Origin of the sequence: Streptomyces sp. NPDC091209, from assembly GCF_044757755.1 — a bacterium.
Lineage (GTDB): Bacteria > Actinomycetota > Actinomycetes > Streptomycetales > Streptomycetaceae > Streptomyces.
The window spans coordinates 128,105-147,834 of the sequence record NZ_JBIVVR010000017.1 but is presented as its reverse complement, the minus strand read 5'-3'; the positions used below and the strand labels follow the sequence as shown (position 1 = coordinate 147,834).

Annotated in this window: 17 protein-coding genes and 1 pseudogene; 12 read left to right on the top strand and 6 right to left on the bottom strand. The window is 69.3% G+C overall.

Annotated features, from left to right (window positions below; translation table 11 throughout):
* Window positions 1-112: 112 nt before the first annotated feature.
* Window positions 113-1,075 carry a carbohydrate kinase gene (locus ACIQRL_RS36085; RefSeq protein ID WP_401339593.1) on the bottom strand — a complete coding sequence of 321 codons (963 nt, stop codon included), beginning with the start codon at window positions 1,073-1,075 and terminating at the stop codon, window positions 113-115.
* Window positions 1,076-1,331: 256 nt separating this feature from the next.
* Between ACIQRL_RS36085 and ACIQRL_RS36080 the strand changes: the two are divergent.
* The 5 genes and pseudogenes from ACIQRL_RS36080 to ACIQRL_RS36060 all read left to right on the top strand — a co-directional run bounded on the left by ACIQRL_RS36080 (window position 1,332) and on the right by ACIQRL_RS36060 (window position 8,412).
* Window positions 1,332-2,359, top strand: a pseudogene (locus tag ACIQRL_RS36080) (sugar ABC transporter substrate-binding protein).
* A 140-nt stretch (window positions 2,360-2,499) separates the two neighbouring features.
* Window positions 2,500-3,495 carry an ABC transporter permease gene (locus ACIQRL_RS36075; protein WP_392179089.1) on the top strand — a complete coding sequence of 332 codons (996 nt, stop codon included), beginning with the start codon at window positions 2,500-2,502 and terminating at the stop codon, window positions 3,493-3,495.
* Entirely contained in the window at window positions 3,492-4,331 is an 840-nt protein-coding gene (locus ACIQRL_RS36070) for an ATP-binding cassette domain-containing protein (RefSeq protein WP_401339590.1), read from the top strand. Before ACIQRL_RS36075 ends, ACIQRL_RS36070 begins: the two co-directional genes overlap by 4 nt.
* Window positions 4,332-4,400: 69 nt before the next feature.
* Entirely contained in the window at window positions 4,401-5,423 is a 1,023-nt protein-coding gene (locus tag ACIQRL_RS36065) for a LacI family DNA-binding transcriptional regulator (protein WP_365880717.1), read from the top strand.
* A gap of 622 nt (window positions 5,424-6,045) precedes the next feature.
* A complete protein-coding gene (locus ACIQRL_RS36060; RefSeq protein WP_401339587.1) occupies window positions 6,046-8,412 on the top strand; it encodes a SpoIIE family protein phosphatase in 2,367 nt (788 codons plus the stop codon).
* A 147-nt stretch (window positions 8,413-8,559) separates the two neighbouring features.
* Here ACIQRL_RS36060 and ACIQRL_RS36055 read toward each other — a convergent pair whose 3' ends face one another.
* Complete coding sequence (locus ACIQRL_RS36055) at window positions 8,560-8,688, bottom strand: hypothetical protein (protein ID WP_401339585.1); 129 nt, start codon at window positions 8,686-8,688, stop codon at window positions 8,560-8,562.
* A gap of 900 nt (window positions 8,689-9,588) precedes the next feature.
* On the opposite strand from ACIQRL_RS36055, the gene ACIQRL_RS36050 reads away from it, so the two are divergent.
* From ACIQRL_RS36050 to ACIQRL_RS36040, 3 genes are read left to right on the top strand one after another with little or no spacing between them, the layout of a single operon-like run.
* A complete protein-coding gene (locus ACIQRL_RS36050) occupies window positions 9,589-10,653 on the top strand; it encodes a Rieske 2Fe-2S domain-containing protein (protein ID WP_401339583.1) in 1,065 nt (354 codons plus the stop codon).
* On the top strand, window positions 10,650-10,880 hold the full coding sequence (locus ACIQRL_RS36045; protein WP_401339580.1) for a hypothetical protein: 231 nt from the start codon (window positions 10,650-10,652) through the stop codon (window positions 10,878-10,880). Before ACIQRL_RS36050 ends, ACIQRL_RS36045 begins: the two co-directional genes overlap by 4 nt.
* Complete coding sequence (locus tag ACIQRL_RS36040) at window positions 10,877-11,812, top strand: PDR/VanB family oxidoreductase (RefSeq protein WP_401339578.1); 936 nt, start codon at window positions 10,877-10,879, stop codon at window positions 11,810-11,812. Before ACIQRL_RS36045 ends, ACIQRL_RS36040 begins: the two co-directional genes overlap by 4 nt.
* Here the strand turns inward: ACIQRL_RS36040 and ACIQRL_RS36035 are convergent.
* The gene (locus tag ACIQRL_RS36035; RefSeq protein WP_401339577.1) at window positions 11,763-12,578 is read right to left on the bottom strand and encodes an IclR family transcriptional regulator C-terminal domain-containing protein; all 816 of its coding nucleotides are present in this window, start codon (window positions 12,576-12,578) and stop codon (window positions 11,763-11,765) included. The genes ACIQRL_RS36040 and ACIQRL_RS36035 overlap by 50 nt on opposite strands.
* A 186-nt stretch (window positions 12,579-12,764) precedes the next feature.
* Here ACIQRL_RS36035 and ACIQRL_RS36030 point away from each other — a divergent pair, with 186 nt between their 5' ends.
* From ACIQRL_RS36030 to ACIQRL_RS36015, 4 genes are read left to right on the top strand one after another with little or no spacing between them, the layout of a single operon-like run.
* Window positions 12,765-13,736 (top strand): ABC transporter substrate-binding protein, encoded by a 972-nt coding sequence (locus ACIQRL_RS36030; RefSeq protein ID WP_401339575.1) that lies wholly within the window; start codon window positions 12,765-12,767, stop codon window positions 13,734-13,736.
* Window positions 13,733-14,542 (top strand): ABC transporter permease, encoded by an 810-nt coding sequence (locus ACIQRL_RS36025; protein ID WP_401339573.1) that lies wholly within the window; start codon window positions 13,733-13,735, stop codon window positions 14,540-14,542. The genes ACIQRL_RS36030 and ACIQRL_RS36025 overlap by 4 nt, the downstream gene beginning before the upstream one ends.
* Before the next feature lie 5 nt (window positions 14,543-14,547).
* Window positions 14,548-15,357 (top strand): ABC transporter permease, encoded by an 810-nt coding sequence (locus ACIQRL_RS36020; protein ID WP_401339656.1) that lies wholly within the window; start codon window positions 14,548-14,550, stop codon window positions 15,355-15,357.
* A gap of 20 nt (window positions 15,358-15,377) precedes the next feature.
* Complete coding sequence (locus ACIQRL_RS36015; RefSeq protein WP_401339571.1) at window positions 15,378-16,190, top strand: ABC transporter ATP-binding protein; 813 nt, start codon at window positions 15,378-15,380, stop codon at window positions 16,188-16,190.
* Between the two features lie 47 nt (window positions 16,191-16,237).
* On the opposite strand, the gene ACIQRL_RS36010 is transcribed toward ACIQRL_RS36015, so the two are convergent.
* The 3 genes from ACIQRL_RS36010 to ACIQRL_RS36000 are packed head-to-tail and all read right to left on the bottom strand — an operon-like array spanning window position 16,238 to window position 19,722.
* A complete protein-coding gene (locus ACIQRL_RS36010) occupies window positions 16,238-17,839 on the bottom strand; it encodes a glycoside hydrolase family 13 protein (RefSeq protein ID WP_401339568.1) in 1,602 nt (533 codons plus the stop codon).
* 39 nt (window positions 17,840-17,878) lie between these two features.
* Window positions 17,879-18,754, bottom strand: coding sequence for a carbohydrate ABC transporter permease (locus ACIQRL_RS36005; RefSeq protein WP_401339566.1), 876 nt, complete (start codon window positions 18,752-18,754; stop codon window positions 17,879-17,881).
* Window positions 18,751-19,722 carry a carbohydrate ABC transporter permease gene (locus ACIQRL_RS36000; RefSeq protein ID WP_401339564.1) on the bottom strand — a complete coding sequence of 324 codons (972 nt, stop codon included), beginning with the start codon at window positions 19,720-19,722 and terminating at the stop codon, window positions 18,751-18,753. Before ACIQRL_RS36000 ends, ACIQRL_RS36005 begins: the two co-directional genes overlap by 4 nt.
* Between the last annotated feature and the right edge of the window lie 8 nt (window positions 19,723-19,730).

Here is a 19,730-nt window from a genome sequence, read left to right as displayed (position 1 = left end):
ATGTCATCGTTGACTTGTGTCATCGATGACATCGAGTGGCCCGATGATGAGCGCGATCCGGCCGATGCGTCAACGGGTCGGGCGGGATTGCCCGGCGCCGCTCCCCCGGCCGTCAGACGCCTCCGGTGGTCGCGAGCTGTTCCAGTTGGTTGCGCCAGGGAGGGTTGGGGCCGGCGACCGAGCAGGTCAGGGCCGCGACCTGGGCACCGAACCGGCAGGCTTCCGCGACATCGTCGAGACCGAGAGCGTCCAGCCGGCCGCCGAGGAGTCCGCGGGCACCGAGATGGTGCAGCAGCCCGGCCGTGAAGGAGTCTCCGGCGCCCACCGTGTCGACCACCCGCGTGGCCGCCCCGGACACCAGCAGTCGCCGGCCGTCGAGTGAGGCCAGGGCGCCGTCGGCGCCGAGGGTGATCACGACGAGCCGCGCTCCCGCAGCGTGCCAGAGGTCGCATGCCCGCTCGGGCGCGGTGCCTGGCAGGAGGATGCCCAGGTCGTCCTCGCTCAGGCGCAGGATGTCGGCAAGGCGGCACCAGTGTGCGAGCTTTGCGCGGTAGACCTCGGGATCGACCAGCAGGGGCCGGACGTTGGGATCGATACTGATGGTGACCCGGGGGGAGGCCGCTGCCAGGAACTCCTCGACCGCAGCCGCGCCAGGCTCGCTGACCAGGGCCAGTGAGCCGCTGTGCACGCAGGCCGTTTCGGTCAGGTCCACTCCGGCCAGTTCCCCGGGGGCCCACTGCCAGTCCGCCGTGTTCTGCGCGTGGAAGGAGAACGCGGCCTGCCCAGCGGCATCCAGTTCAGCCACGGCCAGCGTGCTGGGCTCGGCTGCGGCGACGGCGTCCGACAGGTCCACGCCGGACGCCTCCAGGTGAGCCCGGAACATGCGGCCGAACACGTCTCCGGACAGGCGCGCGAGGAATCGGGTCGGCACGCCCAGCCGGGCCAGGGCCACGGCCGTATTCGCAGGCCCGCCGCCGGGCAGCACTCGCAGGGCGAGTTCGTTCGCGGTGTTTGCCGGCTCGGTGAAGGCGTCCGCGACGCACTCTCCCAGAACGGTGATCTGACGCGGGCTCATGGGCTGCTGCTCTCTCTCGGAACGGTTCAAGACCGGGAAGGGGGCCGTGCGGCGGCACGGCGGCCGACCGACTGTGCGGAGGCGACAGGCGCGGACGTTGCCGATTTATGACGAGCGGAAGGCATTGACGTTGCCGGGATCCGCAGTCCATCATCCTCGCCAGGCAGTGTCAACGATGACATAAGTCAACGATGACACCCAGGCGGCCTGCTCTGATCCCATCCCCGTGCCTCTCGCTATCCCACAGGAGTCGATCGTGTCTCGCACCACTCGTCTGTCTTCCTCCCTCCTCAGAGCCGCCGCGGTCACCGGCGTTGCGGCCCTCACCCTCACGGCCTGCGGGTCCGGCTCCGGCTCGGGCTCCACCGGCTCCGGCTCGGGCAGCGTCAAGGTCGGCCTGATCACCAAGACCGACACCAACCCGTTCTTCGTGAAGATGAAGGAGGGTGCGGAGAAGGCCGCGAAGGAGAACGGCGCCCAGTTGTCCACCGCGGCAGGCAAGTTCGACGGGGACAACGCCGGTCAGGTCACAGCCATCGAGAACATGGTCGCCTCCGGCGTGAAGGGCATCCTGATCACCCCGAGCGACTCCAAGGCGATCGTGCCCGCCATCCAGAAGGCCCGCGCCAAGGGCGTCCTGGTGATCGCCCTCGACACCCCGACCGACCCGCAAAACGCGGTCGACGCGCTCTTCGCCACCGACAACCTCAAGGCCGGCGAACTGATCGGCGAGTACGCCAAGGCCGCCATGAAGGGCAAGACGGCGAAGATAGCCACCCTCGACCTGGCGCCGGGTGTCTCCGTCGGCGTCCAGCGGCACAACGGCTTCCTGAAGGGCTTCGGCGCCACCGACAAGGACGTCGTGTGCGCCCAGGACACCGGTGGCGACCAGGCCAAGGGCCAGACCGCGATGGAGAACTGCCTGCAGAAGGCACCCGGCATCAACGTCGTCTACACCATCAACGAACCGGCTGCCCTGGGCGCCTACACCGCGCTCAAGGCGAAGGGCCGGGAGAAGGACGTCCTGATCGTGTCCGTCGACGGCGGCTGCACCGGGACCCAGGCCGTCAAGGACGGCAAGATCGCCGCCACGTCCCAGCAGTACCCCCTGAAGATGGCCGCCGAGGGCGTCAAGGCCGTCGTGACGTACGCCAAGGACGGCAAGAAGGCGTCCGGTTACACCGACACCGGCGTCACGCTGATCACCGACAAGGCGCAGGACGGGGCCACGTCGAAGGACACCGGCAGGACACCGGCTACGGCCTGGAGAACTGCTGGGGCTGAGCCGCCCCACCCACGCCACTCCCCTCAGGGGGGCGGCCGGCCCCCCTCCCCGCCCAGGCCGACCGCCCGCTGTCCCGGCAGCGAGGGTTTCGCCCTCGCTGCCGGCCACAAGGACTTCTGTCTTCCACCAAGGACTTCGCATGACAGCCACGACAACGCCCTACTCGGAGCTCAAAGCACCGACCACGGCGCGCAGACTGCTCGCCGCACCGACCACCGGACCCCTGGTCGCCCTCCTCCTGGCCTGTGCCTTCTTCTCCCTCTCGACCGACCAGTTCCTGACCGGCGGGAACTTCTCGCTGATCGTGCAGCAGGTCATGGTCGTGGGCACCCTCGCCATCGGCCAGACCCTGATCATCCTCACGGCGGGGATCGACCTGTCGAACGGAGCGGTGATGGCGTTCGGCAGCATCGTGATCGCCAAGATGGCGGCCGAGGGCTCCGTCCCCCCGCTCGTCGCGATCGCGCTGGGCCTGGCCGTCTGCGGTGGCTTCGGCCTGCTCAACGGGTTGCTGGTGCAGAAGATCCCGCTGCCCCCGTTCATCGTGACCCTCGGCATGCTCAACGTGGCGTTCGCACTGACCCACATCTACTCCGCGGAGCAGACGGTCACCAACCTGCCCGGCCCGCTGACGGCCCTCGGCGAGACCTTCCCGCTCGGCCACACCGACATCACCTACGGCTCCCTGGTCACCATCGCCCTGTTCCTGCTCCTCGCCTACGCGCTGAGCAGCACCGGCTGGGGGCGGCACGTCTACGCCCTGGGCAACAGCGCCGAGGCCGCCCGGCTCAACGGCATCCGCACCTCCCGCCTGACCATCGGCATCTACACCGTGGCCGGCCTGCTGTACGGCATCGCCGCCCTGCTGCTCATATCCCGCACCGGAGTCGGCGACCCCCAGGCCGGGCAGACCGACAACCTCGACAGCATCACCGCCGTGGTCCTCGGCGGCACCAGCCTCTTCGGCGGCCGCGGCTCGGTCCTTGGCACCTTCGTCGGCGTCCTCATCGTCGGCGTGTTCCGCAACGGCCTTCAGCTGATGGGCGTCGCCTCCATCTATCAGACCCTGATCACCGGCGTTCTGGTGATCCTCGCGGTGACCGTCGACCAGATCTCCCGGAAGAAGGTCCGATGACCGCCACCTCCTCCTCCCCCACGCCCGTTCTGCAGGCCCGCGGTCTGGTCAAGCGGTACGGCCAGGTCACCGCCATCGACGGCGCCGACTTCGACCTGCTGCCCGGCGAGGTCCTCGCCGTCATCGGCGACAACGGCGCCGGCAAGACCAGCCTGATCAAGGCCCTCACCGGTGCGGTGGCCCCGGACGCCGGCGAGATCCGCCTCAACGGCGAGCCCATCGCCTTCTCCGGCCCGCAGAGCGCGCGCGCCCACGGCATCGAGACGGTCTACCAGGACCTGGCCGTGGCCGCCTCGATGGACATTGCCTCGAACATGTTCCTCGGCCGCGAGCTGCGCCGCCCCGGCGTCCTCGGCAATGTGTTCCGCATGCTCGACAAGAAACGGATGCGCCAGGAGGCCGCTGAGCACATGGCCGATCTGAAGATCGGTCTGCGGTCGCTGACGCAGTCGGTCGAGACGCTGTCCGGCGGGCAGCGGCAGGCCGTCGCGGTCGCCCGTTCCGTCGCCTGGGCCCGCTCCGTCGTCGTCATGGACGAACCCACCGCAGCCCTCGGCGTCAAGGAGTCCGGCCAGGTCCTCGACCTCATCCGCCGGGTCCGCGACAAGGGCATGCCGGTCGTCCTGATCAGCCACAACATGCCCCACGTCTTCGAGATCGCCGACCGGATCCACGTACACCGGCTGGGACGGCGAGCCGCCCTGATCAGGCCCTCCGACTACTCCATGGCCGAGGTCGTCTCCATCATGACCGGCGCGCTTACCGTCGACGAGGCCGGAGATACTGTCGTAGCGGATTCGGAGGCCGCGAAGGCCGCCGGAGTCCAAGCGCACTGACTTCAGCATTCCAGGGTTCCGGCCGCCACCGCGGCCGGAACCAACGAGCCCACCAGGAACGGTCATTTGATGGCAGCAAGCCGCCGACCCACTCTGGCCGACGTCGCCCAAGAGGTAGGCGTCAGCGCCAAGACGGTGTCCCGTGTCCTCAACGAGGACGGCCCCGTTTCGGCGCAGACCAGAGAACAGGTGCTCGCCGCCGTGGCCAGACTCGGCTTCCAGCCGAACCTCATGGCGCGCAACATCCGCGTCGGCGGCCCGGACACCACCATCGGCCTGGTCATTCCCGACCTCGCCAACCCCTTCTTCGGGGCCGTGGCCAGAAGCATCGAGGACACCGTCCGCGAGCGCGGACTGACTCTCCTCATGGGCTCCTCCACGGACGATCCTCACCGCGAACGCGTCCTGACGGACAAGTTCCTCGGCCGCCGCGTCAGCATCCTGATGGTCGTGCCGTCCGTCGGCGCCGACCACTCCCACCTCAAGACCCATCGCGCGGCGGGCCTGCCCGTGATCTTTCTCGACCGCCCGGGAGTGGACCTCGCCACGGACAGCATCGTCAGCTCCAACCGGGCCGGAGCCCATGACGGTGTCGCCCACCTCATCACCCACGGACACCGGCGGATCGGCTTCGTCGGAGACCTTCCCGAGAAGCTGTACACCCGCCGTGAACGCCTGGCCGGATATCGCTCGGCCTTGCAGAAAGCCGGACTCCCCTACGACCGCTCACTGGTCACCAACGCCCACGACCAGCAGGGCGCCGCGACCGCGACCTCCCAGCTCCTCGACCAGGCCGACCCCCCCACCGCCCTGTTCGCCGGCAACAACATCATGGCGCTCGGCATCGTCGCCGAACTGGCCCGCACCAAACGCAAGCACGTGGCCATCGTCGCCTTCGACGACCTGGTACTGGCCGAAGCCCTTGAACCGGCCCTGACTGTCGTTGCCCAGGACCCCGAAGAGATCGGCAGAACGGCAGCGACCACCGCCCTGAACCGACTCGACGGCGACCGCTCCCGCGCCCGCACCGTCACCGTCCCCACCAGACTGATCATTCGAGGCTCGGGCGAGCAACTCGCCCCAAGGCCGTAGGCGGCTCAGTGCAGTGCCTGATCACCACCCACGCAGGTCGCACGTCCGTACGTGCCACTCGAACGTGCGGCTACGGCCGGGCCACGACCGTCACAGCCTGATGACCGCTGCCCCGGCCGGCTGCCTCTCCCCGGCCGTCCGGTTCATGATCCGTGCAGCGGTGCCGGTGTGCCGGACGTAGAGGTACCGACTCCGCATGCTGGAGCCAGATGCGAAGTGGGTTCGGGTGACGGCCATGTAGGCGGGCCTCCCTTCGGCGCCAAGGAAGGAGATCTCCGGGCCGGGCACGATCGAACGAGGGCTTCACGCTACGGTGAGTGACCGCGTGCGGACACGGGGTACGAGGGTGACTCTTTGAGAATCCGTCGTGAATGCAGGACGCAGGCATGACCACCGTCCCATGCCATGGCCGCCTCACGGTCGCTTCGTCGTACCAGAACCGGCACGGCAGGCTCTCCTGCGGCAAGTGGACGGCGTGAGCTGAACTCGATGATGCGCGGGCCGTGAGCGCTCGGAGGGGCGCCGATTGCCAGGTGGCGGACTCTGTGGGCAAATGGGGGTATCTCTGTCGTTCCGGGACCGGAGGTGCGGCCATGGCACAGCCTCTGGCGGCACTCGCCCCATGACTGCACGCCCGCGCTCCGCCCATCTCGTGGTCGACGAGCGAGCCACCGTCGTGGAGTGGAGCCCAGAGGCCGAAAAGCTTCTCGGCTACTCCGAGAAGGAGGCGCTGGGCCGGCACGTCTCCCTGTTCCTGGACCAGGAACAGGGCGGCACGGAAGCCGGCGAACAGATTGCCGCGCAGCACCGGGAGGGGCGGCGGGTGGTGGTCCGCGCAGCGGTCGACACCCTGGCCCGGCCCGGCGAGCCCCCGCACTGGACTGTGCGGTTGAGCACGGCGTCGGACACCGCCCAGGACGAGATCGACACCGCACTGCTGCGGGCACTGTTGACCGACTCCCCGCTGGGCGTCCAGGCCGTCGACGGGGACCTGCGCCTGCTGCGCCTGAATCTGTCCGGGCCGGGTGTCCGCGGTGCCGTGGGGCACGAGGCCATCGGCCGGCATGTCCGCGACATCGCGCCAGGCCTGATAGACGAAACGGTCGAGCAGAAGCTGCGCCATACGGTCGAGAGCGGTCAGCCCCTGAGTTTTCTGCACAGGGGCCGCCCTCCCTCCGATCCCGCCCACGAACACGTCTACTCCGTGACCCTGCTGCCGCTCAGGGACTCGGCCGGCCGCGCCGTCGGGGCTCTCGTGGCTTCCCAGGACGTGTCCGAAGGGGAACAGGCCCGGGCCCGCCTGGACCTCATGGTGGAAGCAGGCGCCCGGATCGGCACCACGCTCGACGTCCGCACCACGGCGCGGGAACTGGCCGCCGCCACGGTTCCAGCCATCGCGGACATCGCCACGATCGAGGTCCTGGACGGAGTCCTCCACGGCGAGGCGTACACACCCGGGCCGGTGGGCAAGCAGACCCGACTGCGACGCGTGGCCTTGAAAAGCGCCCGGGAACTCGCCGCCCGGGCGGCCTATGACACCGGAGAAATGGTCGAATACCTGCTCCCCTCCCACATCGCCGGCCTGACCGAGCTGCACCCCACCCTGGTGCCGCACCTTCGGCACGGCGAGGCGCCCGCCGACGACCCTCGCACAGCACGCATCCGCGCCGAGGGCGCCCACTCCCTGATGGTCGTCCCGCTCGCCGCCCGCGGTGTGCTCCTCGGCCTGGCCAGCTTCTACCGGGTCCAAGAACCCGATCCGTACGACGAGAGCGACCTGGTCCTGGCCTCCGAACTCTGCGCCCGAGCGGCCGTGTGCCTCGACAACGCGCGTCAGTACACCCGTGAGCACAACGCGGCCCAGGCCCTGCAGCGCACCCTCCTGCCCCGATCCGCGCCGTCACAGAGCGCAGTGGAGGTGGCCTGGCGGCATGAACCGGCGCAGAGCCCGGGCGACTGGTTCGACGTCATTCCCCTCTCCGGCGCGCGGGTCGCGCTGGTCGTGGGCCGTATGGCCGGCCAAGGGATCGACGCCGCCGCCGCGATGGGGCAACTGTGCATGGCCACCAACACACTCGCCGCCCAGGACCTCGCCCCCGACGAACTTCTCGGCCGACTGCACGACATGGTGACCGGACGCAGTCACGAATCCACCGACGATCCCCGCGCGGCATCCGCCAGGAACCACATGCAGGGAGCCTCCTGCCTGTACGCGGTCTACGACCCCGTCTCACGCCGCTGCACGCTCGCCCGAGCCGGCCACTCGGCGGCGGTGGTCGTCGACCCGCAGGGCAAGCCCGAGGTCCCCGACATCCCCGAGGGCCCTTTGCTGGGCACAGACCACCCGCCGTACCGGAGCGTGGACCTGCAACTGCGGGAGGGGACCACCCTGGGACTGTTCAACGCCGCTCCGGCACCACCCAAGAGCGCCGGCCCGCCACCTGCTGCCCAGATCCTGGGCCAGATCCTGGGCAGCGATCCCCGTCGCGACCTGGCGGACAGCTGCGAGGCGTTCATCCGTGCCGGCAAACCCACCGAAGACGAGGGCTCCCTCGTGCTGCTGGCCCGCACGCGGGCGCTGGCCACGGACCGGGTGGCGACCTGGACCCTCCCCCCGGACCCGGCGGTCGTCGCCGAGGCCCGGACCATGAGCCTGCGACAACTCGCCGACTGGGGCCTGGAAGACCTGGACTTCTCCACCGAACTCATCGTCAGCGAACTCGTCACCAACGCCATCCGCTACGGGACCGGACCCGTCGGCCTTCGCCTGATCCGTGACCGAGCGCTGATCTGCGAGGTCAGCGACGGCAGCAGCACCACTCCTCATCTGCGGTACGCCTACGAGACCGACGAAGGCGGCCGCGGTCTCTTCCTGATCGCTCAGATCGCCCACCGCTGGGGCACCCGCTACTCCGCCCGCGGAAAGACCATCTGGGCCGAACAGGTCATCTCCGGCCCGGACACGACCGGGCCGGAGAAGATGCCGTAGGAGGACGCGCAACCGACTGCCTTCCGCAAGGACGCCCCGGCGTGCGCACCCGCAGATGCGTACCACCGGACTGGCCGACTGTGTCGACCTCGCGCTCCTACTGGGGGCGATCCGTCGGCAGTGGCGGGCTGGGCCCGAACTGCTCATTCATGACGGTTGCACGCCACGCGCAACATCCACCGTGAGGCAGCCATCCATCTCCAGCGGTTCGATGGTGCCGATGAGCACAAGCCACAGTGCCGACAGCGCCACCTGCCAGACGAGGGTCTCAGCCACGACGGCCGTCCGTCCCACCCTGATGCCAGGGTCACGGCGCCGTCGGCCGGAAGGGATGTGGTTGTCGCGCGCAAGGTGACCTCCGCGTGGTCGTGGTTCGCTATCCCCGTCGTCGTGGCGCGCGAGCCCGGCGATCCAGTGCCCTGCGGGGCTGCGGGAATGCACCGCGCCGGACGGGCGCGGCCCGCGGGAAGCGGCAGCGGGGTGGTCCCCGCGCGGAACCGTCGGCGTCGGACGGACGCGGGACGGTCCGACGATCACCTGCACCATCACGAACGAGAGGGGTACGTGCGCGTCACTCCACACCCGCGCGAGGAAACGAGGACGTCGTGAGCGAGCCCCGCCCGCAAGGCCCCGGGACCGGTGAGGGGCCGATGCCGAAGCCCATACCGAAGGACATCTGAGCCGTGTACCACCAGCAGACGAAGAACCTGCCGGTGGCCGCCCCTGGCCCTCGGGTTCTGCAGCCACTCACGCGACCCTGGCGTGATGACATCTGATCATGCTATTGACCTGCAACAACCCACCGAACGGGGCGACTGGAAGGCGATTCGACCCGGATTCGACCCCGGCTCCCTTCCGGCACGGCAACGACGAGCTTTGATCTACAGCTATGGAAATTCTGCCGCTGTACCAGCTTTATGTCGCCTGAGAATCGCCAGGGGTGCACCAATAAGGCCATACCTCGCAAATCATTGATCACAGGCCAACGCCGGTCGGCCACACAAGTCCAAGGCGTGACTGCCATCCTCTTTGCCGGCGGGCATCAGCACCACTCCCCTCGTCCCACCTCTCACCAGGCCTTTTCCGACTGGTCTTCCGTGACACGGAAGTCTTCTTGCGCACCCCCGGAGCCCTTCCCGACGATGTCGCCACGACCCAATGACGGGAGCCGACACCATGCCGCACAGCACCGCCTTCGCCAGGAACCAGTGGTACGTCGCCGCCTATACGTACGAAGTGGGGCGGGAGTTGCTCGGACGGACGGTGCTCGGGGAATCGATCGTTCTGTACCGGACCGAGGAGGACGGGACGGCCGTCGCCCTGTCCGACCGGTGTGTGCACCGGCGTTTCCCGCTCTCGGAGAGCCGGCTCGACGGTGACCGGATCGTCTGCGGCTACCACGGGTTCACGTACGACACGACGGGAACCTGCGTGTCCGTGCCGGGACAGAAACGAATACCGCGCACCGCCCGCGTCGCCTCCTACCCGGTCGTCGAGCAGGACCTGTTCGTCTGGATCTGGATCGGCGACCCGGCGCTCGCCGACCCGGCGGCCGTCCCGCGTGCCCCGCACATGGACTCGCCGGACTGGACGACGGTCAGCGGCATGGAACCCATCGACGCGGACTACGGACTGCTCGTCGACAATCTCCTCGACCTCTCGCACGAGACGTATCTGCACGGCGGGTACATCGGTACGCCCGAGGTCGCCGAGACGCCGATCGCCACCGAGGTGGACGAGGGCGCCGGGATCGTGCGCGTCTCCCGGCACATGGACGACGCCGAGTGCCCGCCGTTCTACGCACGTTCGACCGGTATCGAGGGCCGCATCACGCGCTGGCAGGACATCGAATACCACGCGCCGTGCCTCTATCTGCTGCACAGCAGGATCGCTCCGGTCGGTGTGCTGCCCGAGGCGGACGGCAGCGATCCGAACGCCTTCCACACCGAGATCACGTACGCCATCACGCCGTCCGGCGACGGCAGGGTGTACGACTTCTGGGCGGTCTCCCGCGACTTCGCCCGTTCGGACGACGAAGTCACCACCTTCCTCAGGGACTTCAACCACACGGTCGTCATGCAGGACGTCGACGCGCTCAACCTTCTCCACAAGACCCTCGCCGCCGAACGCGCCGGCTACCAGGAGCTGAGCATCAACATCGACACCGGTGGTCTCGCGGCCCGGCGCATCCTGGCCCGCCTGGTCGAGGAGGGCGACAAGCCGATGGAGAGGGTGCGGTGACCGGCCCGACCGGCGAGATCTACCGCGTCCACTGGCTCCCGGGCACCGACGCGCTGCACGGCACCTGCCACTGCGGCGCCGAACACACCGCCCAGGACCCGGCCGCGATGTGGGAGTGGATGCTCGCCCACCCCGAGGGACACGAGCCACGGGCCGGCGGCCAGGGGCAACAGCGGAGCGGGCACGGGAGCGGGAGCGTTCTCGGCTCGCGAGGAAAGAGGTCATGAGCATGTACGAAGCCGAACTCGTCGTCGAGCGGCGGGACTTCGTCGCCGACGGCGTCCTCGCCCTGACCCTGCGCCATCCGCTCGGTGCCGAACTCCCCTCCTGGGAGCCGGGCGCCCACATCGATGTCGTACTCGGGCCGGAACTGGAGCGGCAGTACTCCCTGTGCGGCGATCCGGCGGACCGCGGGGCCTGGCGGATCGCGGTGTTGCGCGAGCCGGACGGACGCGGCGGATCGGCCCACGTGCACGGGCAGTTGGGCGAGGGCGACAAGGTCCACGTCCGGGGTCCGCGCAATCACTTCGCGCTCGCCCCCGCCCCGCGCTACCGCTTCGTCGCGGGCGGTGTCGGCATCACCCCGATCCTGCCGATGCTCGCCGCGGCCGAGGCGGCGGGCGCCGAGTGGACACTGCTGTACGGCGGCCGGACCCGCGGATCCATGGCCTTCACCGAGGAGTTGGGGCGATACGGGGACCGGGTCACCCTCGCTCCGCAGGACGAGACCGGACTGCTGGACCTCGCCTTCGTGCTCGACGAGGTTCCCGAGGGCACCCTCGTCTACTGCTGCGGTCCCGGGCCGCTGCTCGACGCGATGGAGGAGCGCTGTCCGGCCGGAGCGCTCCATGTCGAGCGGTTCCGGCCGAAGACCCAGGAGGCGGGCGGGGAGACGGAGTTCGAGGTCGTTCTCGAACGGTCGGGACACCGTCTGACCGTCGCGCCCGGCGTCTCCGTCCTCGACGCCGTACGCGCCGCCGGGGTCGAGGCGCTCTTCTCCTGCACCAAGGGCACCTGCGGGACCTGCGAGACGGACGTACTCGAAGGAACCCCGGACCACCGGGACTCGGTACTCACGGAATGGGAGCGCGAGGCGGGCGAGACGATGCTCATCTGCGTGTCCCGTTGTCGGGGGAGCCGCCTCGTACTGGACCTGTGACCGCGAGGTCCCCCTCGATCCGAACAACCGTCTCCAGCAGGTGGGGAAGCAGATCGCGGCGGACCGATTCGAGGCTGTTGCGGCTGGCGTGCACGGGAATGTTCACGGCGGCGACCACGGTGCCGTCCCGGTCCCGCACCGGGGCGGCCACCGAGCGCAGGCCCGCTTCCAACTCCTGGTCGACGATGGCGTATCCCTGGCGCCGCGCCCGAGCGAGTTCCGCCCTGAGAAGGTCCGGCGAGACGATCGTGCGCGCCGCCCAGGGGCGCAGATCGGCCCGCTTAAGCCGGGCGTCGATCTCCTGATCCGTGAGGTGCGCGAGGATCACCCGTCCCACGGAGGTGACATGGGCCGGGAAGCGGGTTCCGACGGTGATCGTCGCCGTCATGATGCGCCGGGTGGGGACCCGCGCCACGTACACGATGTCGTCGCCGTCGAGGACACAGAGCGAGCTCGACTCCCCCACCTGTTCGGCGAGTTGCTTCAGATGCGGCAGAGCGATCTCCGGGAGGGTGAAGCCGGAGAGATAGGCGTAGCCGAGTTCCAGCACGCGCGGGGTGAGCCGGAAGACCCGGCCGTCCGTGTGGACGTATCCGAGATCGACCAGGGTGAGCAGGAAGCGGCGGGCCGCCGCGCGGGTCAGGTCGCAGCCGCGCGCGACCTCACTGAGTGTCAGTTCCGGCCGCTCGGCGCCGAAGACGCGGATGACGGCGAGTCCGCGTTCGAAGGACCGGACGAAATACGGCGCTCGGTCTGCTGCAGGCATCGTCGCCTCCAGAGGGACTCACGGAGCGCTCTCCGCGCGAGTCGAGAGCGCACTTCGATAACTGTCAACAATATTGTCAGCCAAGGCCATTGACCCGGCACGGACGGGGTTCTACCTTCGCGCTGAGCACCATTGTGCGGTGTGCGCACAACCTGTCGGAACCCTTTCGTCTGCACAGGAGGAGCCATGCGTCGTCTGCTCGCCGGTATCGCGGTCGGAGCCTTCCTGGTCGCCGCGTCGGCCTGCGGTTCGTCCGGCGGCGGTGGCGCCTCGGACAAGAACTCTTCGTCCGGCGGTACCACCACCGTCAAACTCGGGGTCATCCCCATCGTCGATGTCGCCCCGGTCTATCTGGGCCAGCAGAAGGGCTTCTACGGCAAGCACGGTCTGAAACTGTCGATGACGCTCGCGCAGGGCGGCGCCGCGATCGTGCCGGGTGTCGTCTCGGGCCAGTTCCAGTTCGGGTTCTCGAACGTGACCTCGCTGATGATCGCCCAGTCCAACGGCGTTCCGGTGAAGGCCATCGCGAACGGTGTCGCATCGACGGGCGTGGCGGGCAAGGACTTCGGCGCCATCACGGTGAAGAAGGGCAGCGCCATCACGTCGGCGAAGGACCTGGAGGGCAAGAAGGTCGCCGTCAACACGCTGAAGAACATCAATGAGACGGCCGTGCGCGAGTCGGTGCGCAAGGCGGGCGGCGATCCGTCCAAGGTGAAGTTCGTCGAGCTCGCCTTCGACCAGATGCCCGCGGCCCTCGACAGCGGCCAGATCGACGCCGCCATGGTGGTCGAGCCCGCGCTCGCCACGGTCAAGAGCCAGGGCGCGACCGAGATCGCCTCGTCCCTGGTCGATGTGGCGAAGGACCTCACCGTCGCCATGTACTTCACCTCGAACCAGTACGCGACGCAGCACCCCGACGTGGTCAAGAAGTTCCAGGAGGCCACCGCGGAGTCCCTCGCCTACGCCGACGCCCACCCGGACGAGGTCCGGCAGATCGTCACCACGTACACGAAGATCCCGGCGGCCGTCCTGGCGAAGGTGACCCTGCCCAAGTGGCCGGCCGAGCCGAACCGGACCTCGATCGAGGCGCTGGAGAAGCTGGGCGAGCAGGACGGCCTCTTCAAGGCGACGCCCGATCTGGACAAGCTGCTGCCGTGACGCCGAAGCAAGCGCGTGGCGGCGGCTCCGCCGGACGGGCCGTGAACGCCGCATTGGGCGCCGCCGGACTCGCGGCCTTCCTCGTCCTCGGCGAGGTGGTGCCGCGGGTCGGCATCGTCAAGGAGCGGTACTTCCCGCCGACCAGCCGGATCGCGCGGGCGTTCGGCGCCGAGATCACCGACGGCACCTTCTGGACGGATCTCGGCGACACCCTCACCGGCTGGGCGCTGGGCCTGGTGATCGCGGTCGGCGCGGGCATCGTGGTGGGCGTGGTCGTCTCCGTGGTGCCGTATCTGCGCGAGGCGACCGCCTCGACGATCGAGTTCCTGCGCCCGATCCCCTCCGTGGCCCTGATCCCGCTCGCCGTCCTCCTCTACGGAACCGAGCTGCGGTCGGTGCTCCTCCTCGTCGTGTACGCGTCCTTCTGGCAGGTCCTCGTCCAGGTCATGTACGGGGTGCGGGATGTCGACCCGGTGGCCGAGGAGACGGCGCGCTCGTACGGTCTCGGCGCCTGGGCCCGGGTCCGTCATGTGCTGTGGCCCACGGCGCTCCCGTACGTCATGACAGGGGTCCGGCTCGCCGCGGCCGTCGCGCTCATCCTCACCGTGACGGCCGAACTCGTCATCGGGGCACCGGGGTTGGGCGCGCGCATCGCGGTCGCCCAGACCTCGCAGGCCGTGCCCGAGATGTACGCGCTGATCGTGGTCACGGGCCTGCTCGGGCTGCTGATCAACGTGGGCGCGCGGTCGGTGGAGCGGCATGCGCTGGCCTGGCACCAGTCGGTCCGCGGGGAGGTGGCGGTGTGACGGACATCCCGGCCGGCCGGACGAGGCCGAGCGCCTGGGGCGGCCTGTTGCTGAAGGCGCTGTTCGTCGTCGCGCTCCCCGCGCTGCTGGTCGTCGTCTGGTGGCTCGCCTCGGACGGCAGCACCGATGTCTACTGGCCACCGCTGCGGACGATCCTGCGCACGTTCCCCGACGTCTGGACACGCGCGCGGCTCCGCGCCGATCTGGTGCCCAGCCTGCTGCGGCTGCTCGCCGGCTACGCGTCGGCGGCGGTCGTGGGGGTCGCGCTCGGCACGGTCATCGGCTCGTACCGGAAGGTGCGGGCGGTGTGCGAACCGGTCCTTGAGTTCCTGCGGGCGGTCCCGCCGCCCGTCCTCGTGCCGGTCATCATGCTGTTCGCGGGCATCGGGGACACGATGAAGATCCTGGTGATCGCGAGCGGCTGCGTCTGGCCGGTCCTGCTCAACACGGTCGAGGGCGTACGCGCCGTCGACTCGGTGATGTCCGAGACGGCCCGCTCGTACGGCATCACGGGAACGGCACGGATGCGCGCCGTCGTCCTGCCGTCGGCGAGCCCGCAGATCTTCGCGGGCCTGCGCCAGGCGCTGTCCATCGGGATCATCCTGATGGTCATCAGCGAGATGTTCGCGGCCAGCAACGGACTCGGCTTCACCATCGTGCAGTTCCAGCGCGGCTTCGCGATCCCCGACATGTGGACCGGGATCCTCGTCCTCGGCCTGCTCGGCTTTCTCCTCTCGGTCGTCTTCCAACTGGTCGAGCGCCGGGTGCTCGGCTGGTACCACGGTCTGCGCGACTCCTCCCGGCGGTCCCCGTGACGCTCGCGAAAGGGCGGTCCATGCACGCGTCTTTGGTCGTATCCGGCCTGCGGAAGGTCTACGAGGGGTCGGGGCGCCGGGTGGAGGCGATCCGCGATCTCACGTTCACCGTGGACGCGGGTGAACTCGTCTGCCTGGTGGGCCCGTCGGGCTGCGGCAAGACCACGCTGCTGAAATGTATGGGCGGCCTGCTCACGCCGACCTCCGGCGAGGTGCTGCTCGGGGGCCGGCGGGTGAGCGGGCCGCCGCCCGGCATGGCGTTCGTGTTCCAGGAGTACGGGCGCAGCCTGTTCCCCTGGATGCGGGTGGGCGCGAACGTCGAACTGCCGCTGAAGCAGAAGGATCTGAGCAAGGCGCGACGGCGCGAGCTGGTCGTCGACGCACTCGAGTCCGTCGGCCTGGCCGATGCCGCCGGGGCCTATCCGTGGCAGCTCTCCGGCGGGATGCAGCAGCGGGTCGCCATCGCACGGGCCCTGGCCTACGAGCCCGAAGTCCTGCTCATGGACGAGCCGTTCGCGGCGGTCGACGCGCAGACCCGCGCCGATCTGGAGGATCTGGTGCGCCGGCTGTGGCGGCAGCGCGGGATCACCATCCTGTTCGTGACGCATGACATCGACGAGGCGGTCTACCTGGGTGAGCGGGTACTGATCCTCTCGGCCTCCCCCACCGTCGTACAGGAGCAGCTGAAGGTCGATCTCCCGGAGGAGCGGGACCAGTTGCACACCCGGGTCGCCCCGCGCTTCGCCGAGCTGCGGACCCATGTGTACGAGCAGATCCAGGCGGCGAAGCGCGGGGAGCAGGGCACGAGGACGGATACGCCTCCACTTCACTGAACTGGTGCGCGTCGGCAGGTGCGCGGGCTGCGCGCTGCGGTGTGCTCTCAGGCGCGCAGCCAGACCGCCGTGTCCGGCGGAATGAACCCGTCGGCGTCCAACGGGCCGCTACCGAGGAGGAGTTCGGAGTGCTCCGGGAGCTCGACCGGTTCGTCGGCCAGATTGACGACGCAGAGCAGACCGTCCGTGCGGGCGAAGGCGAGGACGCCCTCCGGCGCGGGCAGCCAGCTCAGCGGACCGTCGCCGAAGCCCGGTTCGCTGCGGCGGATACGGAGCGCGGCACGGTAGAGGCTGAGCATCGAGGCGGGGCCCTCCGCCTGGCGGTCGGCCGCGTACGTGGACCAGTCCGCGGGCTGCGGAAGCCAGGGGTCGCCGCCGAATCCGGCGTCCGGGGCCTCGGCGGCCCAGGGCAGCGGGACCCGGCAGCCGTCGCGGCCCGGGTCCGTTCCGCCGGACCGGAAGTGCATCGGGTCCTGGATGCTGTCGAGCGGCAACTCCACCTCGGGAAGGCCGAGTTCCTCACCCTGATAGACGTACACGGAGCCGGGCAGGGCGAGCGAGAGCAGGGCGGCGGCGCGGGCCCTGCGGGTGCCGAGAGCCAGGTCGGTGGGGGTGCCGAAGGCCTTGGCGGTGAAGTCGAAGCCGGTGTCCGTGCGGCCGTAGCGGGTGACCGTGCGGGTCACGTCGTGGTTGCACAGCACCCAGGTGGCGGGGGCTCCGACGGGGGCGTGCTCGGCCAGGGTCTCGTCGATGGAGGTGCGCAGCCGTCCCGCGTCCCAGGGGCAGGACAGGAAGGAGAAGTTGAAGGCGGTGTGCAGTTCGTCGGGGCGCAGATAGCGGGCGAAGCGCTCGGAGTCGGGGAGCCAGACCTCGCCGACGAAGATGCCGTCGTAGGCGTCGGCGACCGCCCGCCAGGAGCGGTAGATGTCATGGAGCTCGTCGCGGTCGACGTACGGGTTCGGGTCGCGGCCCTCGACGAAGTCGGGCAGGTCGGGGTCCTTGGCGAGCAGCGCGGCCGAGTCGATGCGCACGCCGGCCACCCCGCGCTCGAACCAGAAGCGCAGGATCTCCTCGTGTTCGCGGCGGACCGTCGGGTGGGCCCAGTTGAGGTCGGGCTGCTCGGGGGTGAAGAGGTGGAGGTACCAGTCGCCGTCGGGCAGCCGGGTCCACACCGGTTCGGCGGAGCCCGCGAACTGGGACGGCCAGTCGTTGGGCGGGATCTCACCGTGTTCGCCGCGTCCGGGGCGGAAGTGGAAGAGGTCGCGCTCCGGGCCGCCGGCCAGCGCCGCCCGGAACCAGGGGTGCCGGTCGGAGACATGGTTCGGCACGATGTCGACCAGGGTACGGATGCCCAGTTCGCGGGCCTCGCCGATGAGTTTCTCCGCCTCCGCGAGGGTGCCGAAGGCCGGGTCGATGGCGCGGTAGTCGGCGACGTCGTAGCCGCCGTCGGCCAGGGGTGAGAGATACCAGGGGGTGAACCACAGGGCGTCCACGCCGAGTTCGGCGAGGTACGGGAGTCTGGCGCGGACGCCCGCGAGGTCGCCGGTGCCGTCGCCGTCGCCGTCCGCGAAGCTGCGGACGTACACCTGGTAGATGACGGCGGAGCGCCACCACGCGGACTGATTTCGGGCAGGGCGAGGCTGTCCCACGGTGCGTTGCCTTTCGTTCGAGGAGGTCGAGAACAGGCGTCAGCCCTTGGTGCTGCCCGCGCTGATTCCGGCGATGATGTGCCGCTGGAACACCAGGAACATCACGACCATGGGGATGCTGGCGATCACCATCGCGGCGATGAGCACGGTCAGTTGGATGTTCTGCGAGAGCTGGACGAGGGCCACGCTGATGGGCTGTTTGTCGGTGTCGGAGAAGACCATCAGCGGCCAGAGGAAGTCCTGCCAGACGGCGACCAGGGCGAAGATCGACACGACTCCGAGGACGGGCCGGGACATCGGCAGCACGATCGACCACAGAGTGCGCAGCCGTCCGGCGCCGTCGATCTCGGCGGCCTCCAGGACATCGCGCGGGATCTGGTCGAAGAAGCGCTTGAGGAGATAGAGGTTGAAGGCGTTGGCGACGGCGGGCAGCCAGATGCCGAGCGGCGAGTTGAGCAGGCTGGTGTGCAGGACGGGCAGGTCGGCGACCGTCAGGTACTTGGGGACCACCAGGGCCTGCGCGGGGACCATCAGGGTGGCGAGGATGCCGCCGAGGATCACCTTGCCGAAGGCCGGCTTCAGCTTGGACAGGGCGTAGGCGGCGGCCGTGCAGAAGACGAGCTGGAGGATCCAGGCGCCCGCCGCCTGGACGACCGTGTTCCACAGGTGCGTGGGCAGGTCCATCAGGTCCCACGCGTCGGTGTAACCGCTGAGGTGCCAGTGGTCCGGCACGAGGGTGGGAGGGGTGCGCGTCACCTCGTCCGGCGACTTCATGGCGCCTGTCACCATCCAGTAGACGGGGAAGAGGAAGGCCAGCGCGAAGAGCACGACGACACCGCTGAAGACCGTCCAGTAGACCGCTCTGCCGCGCGGGCGGGCCAGGGCGAGCGGGGAGACCAGGGTGCGGGTGCTCATGCGTCCTCCCCTTCCGAGCGAGTCAGCCGCAGGTAGAAGGCGGAGAAGACGCTGAGCAGGACGAGCAGCATGACGCTCAACGCGCACGCTCCTCCGAAGTCGTTGTAGAGGAAGGCGTACTTGTAGATCAGGTAGAGCACCGTGACGGTCTTGTCCTCGGGGCCGCCGCCGGTGATCACGAACGGCTCCGTGAACACCTGCATGGTGGCGATGATCTGAAGCAGCATCAACATGAGGATGATGAACCGGGTCTGAGGGATCGTCACATACCGGATCCGCTGCAGGATGTTCGCGCCGTCCAGTTCGGCCGCCTCGTACAGCTCGCCGGGGATGCTCTGGAGCGCGGCGAGGTAGATGAGGACGGTGCCGCCGAGGTTGGCCCAGGTGGCGACGATGACGAGCGAGACGAGGGCGGTGTCGGCGCCGTTGGACCAGTTCGAGGTCGGCAGGTGGAGAAAGCGCAGCGCCTCGTTGGCGAGGCCCGCTCCGGGGTCGTAGAACCACTTCCACAGCAGGGCGCTGACGACCGGCGGGATCATCACCGGCAGATAGACCACGACTCTGAAGAACGCCTTCGCGTGCCGCAGTTCATTGAGCACCAGCGCCATCACGAAGGGGACGGCGAAGCCGATGAGCAGGGCGAGGAACGTGAAGGTGAGGGTGTTGCGCCAGGCCGCGGTGAACTCCGGGTCGTGGAAGACCCGGGTGAAGTTGGCCGTGCCGACCCACTCGCCGCCGCTGCCCGGCGTGTACTTCTGGAAGGCGATCACGACCGCGCGGATCGCCGGGTACCAGGAGAACAGGGCGAAGCAGAGCAGGCCGCCGATCAGGAAGGCGTACGCACGGGATTGGTCGGCCAGGCGCCGGCGCCATGATCCCCCGGTCCGGCGCCCGGCCGACCGCGGCACCTCCGGCACGCCGACGGCGGCCGGAGGGAGCGCTGCGGGGGGCTTCGATGCGGTCTTCATGAACGGTG

Coding starts and splice junctions, on each gene's coding strand:
- ACIQRL_RS36085 (WP_401339593.1), bottom strand. CDS start 1,075: ATGAGCCCGCGTCAGATCACCGTTCTGGGAGAGTGCGTCGCGGACGCC.
- ACIQRL_RS36075 (WP_392179089.1), top strand. CDS start 2,500: ATGACAGCCACGACAACGCCCTACTCGGAGCTCAAAGCACCGACCACG.
- ACIQRL_RS36070 (WP_401339590.1), top strand. CDS start 3,492: ATGACCGCCACCTCCTCCTCCCCCACGCCCGTTCTGCAGGCCCGCGGT.
- ACIQRL_RS36065 (WP_365880717.1), top strand. CDS start 4,401: ATGGCAGCAAGCCGCCGACCCACTCTGGCCGACGTCGCCCAAGAGGTA.
- ACIQRL_RS36060 (WP_401339587.1), top strand. CDS start 6,046: ATGACTGCACGCCCGCGCTCCGCCCATCTCGTGGTCGACGAGCGAGCC.
- ACIQRL_RS36050 (WP_401339583.1), top strand. CDS start 9,589: ATGCCGCACAGCACCGCCTTCGCCAGGAACCAGTGGTACGTCGCCGCC.
- ACIQRL_RS36040 (WP_401339578.1), top strand. CDS start 10,877: ATGAGCATGTACGAAGCCGAACTCGTCGTCGAGCGGCGGGACTTCGTC.
- ACIQRL_RS36035 (WP_401339577.1), bottom strand. CDS start 12,578: ATGCCTGCAGCAGACCGAGCGCCGTATTTCGTCCGGTCCTTCGAACGC.
- ACIQRL_RS36030 (WP_401339575.1), top strand. CDS start 12,765: ATGCGTCGTCTGCTCGCCGGTATCGCGGTCGGAGCCTTCCTGGTCGCC.
- ACIQRL_RS36015 (WP_401339571.1), top strand. CDS start 15,378: ATGCACGCGTCTTTGGTCGTATCCGGCCTGCGGAAGGTCTACGAGGGG.
- ACIQRL_RS36005 (WP_401339566.1), bottom strand. CDS start 18,754: ATGAGCACCCGCACCCTGGTCTCCCCGCTCGCCCTGGCCCGCCCGCGC.
- ACIQRL_RS36000 (WP_401339564.1), bottom strand. CDS start 19,722: ATGAAGACCGCATCGAAGCCCCCCGCAGCGCTCCCTCCGGCCGCCGTC.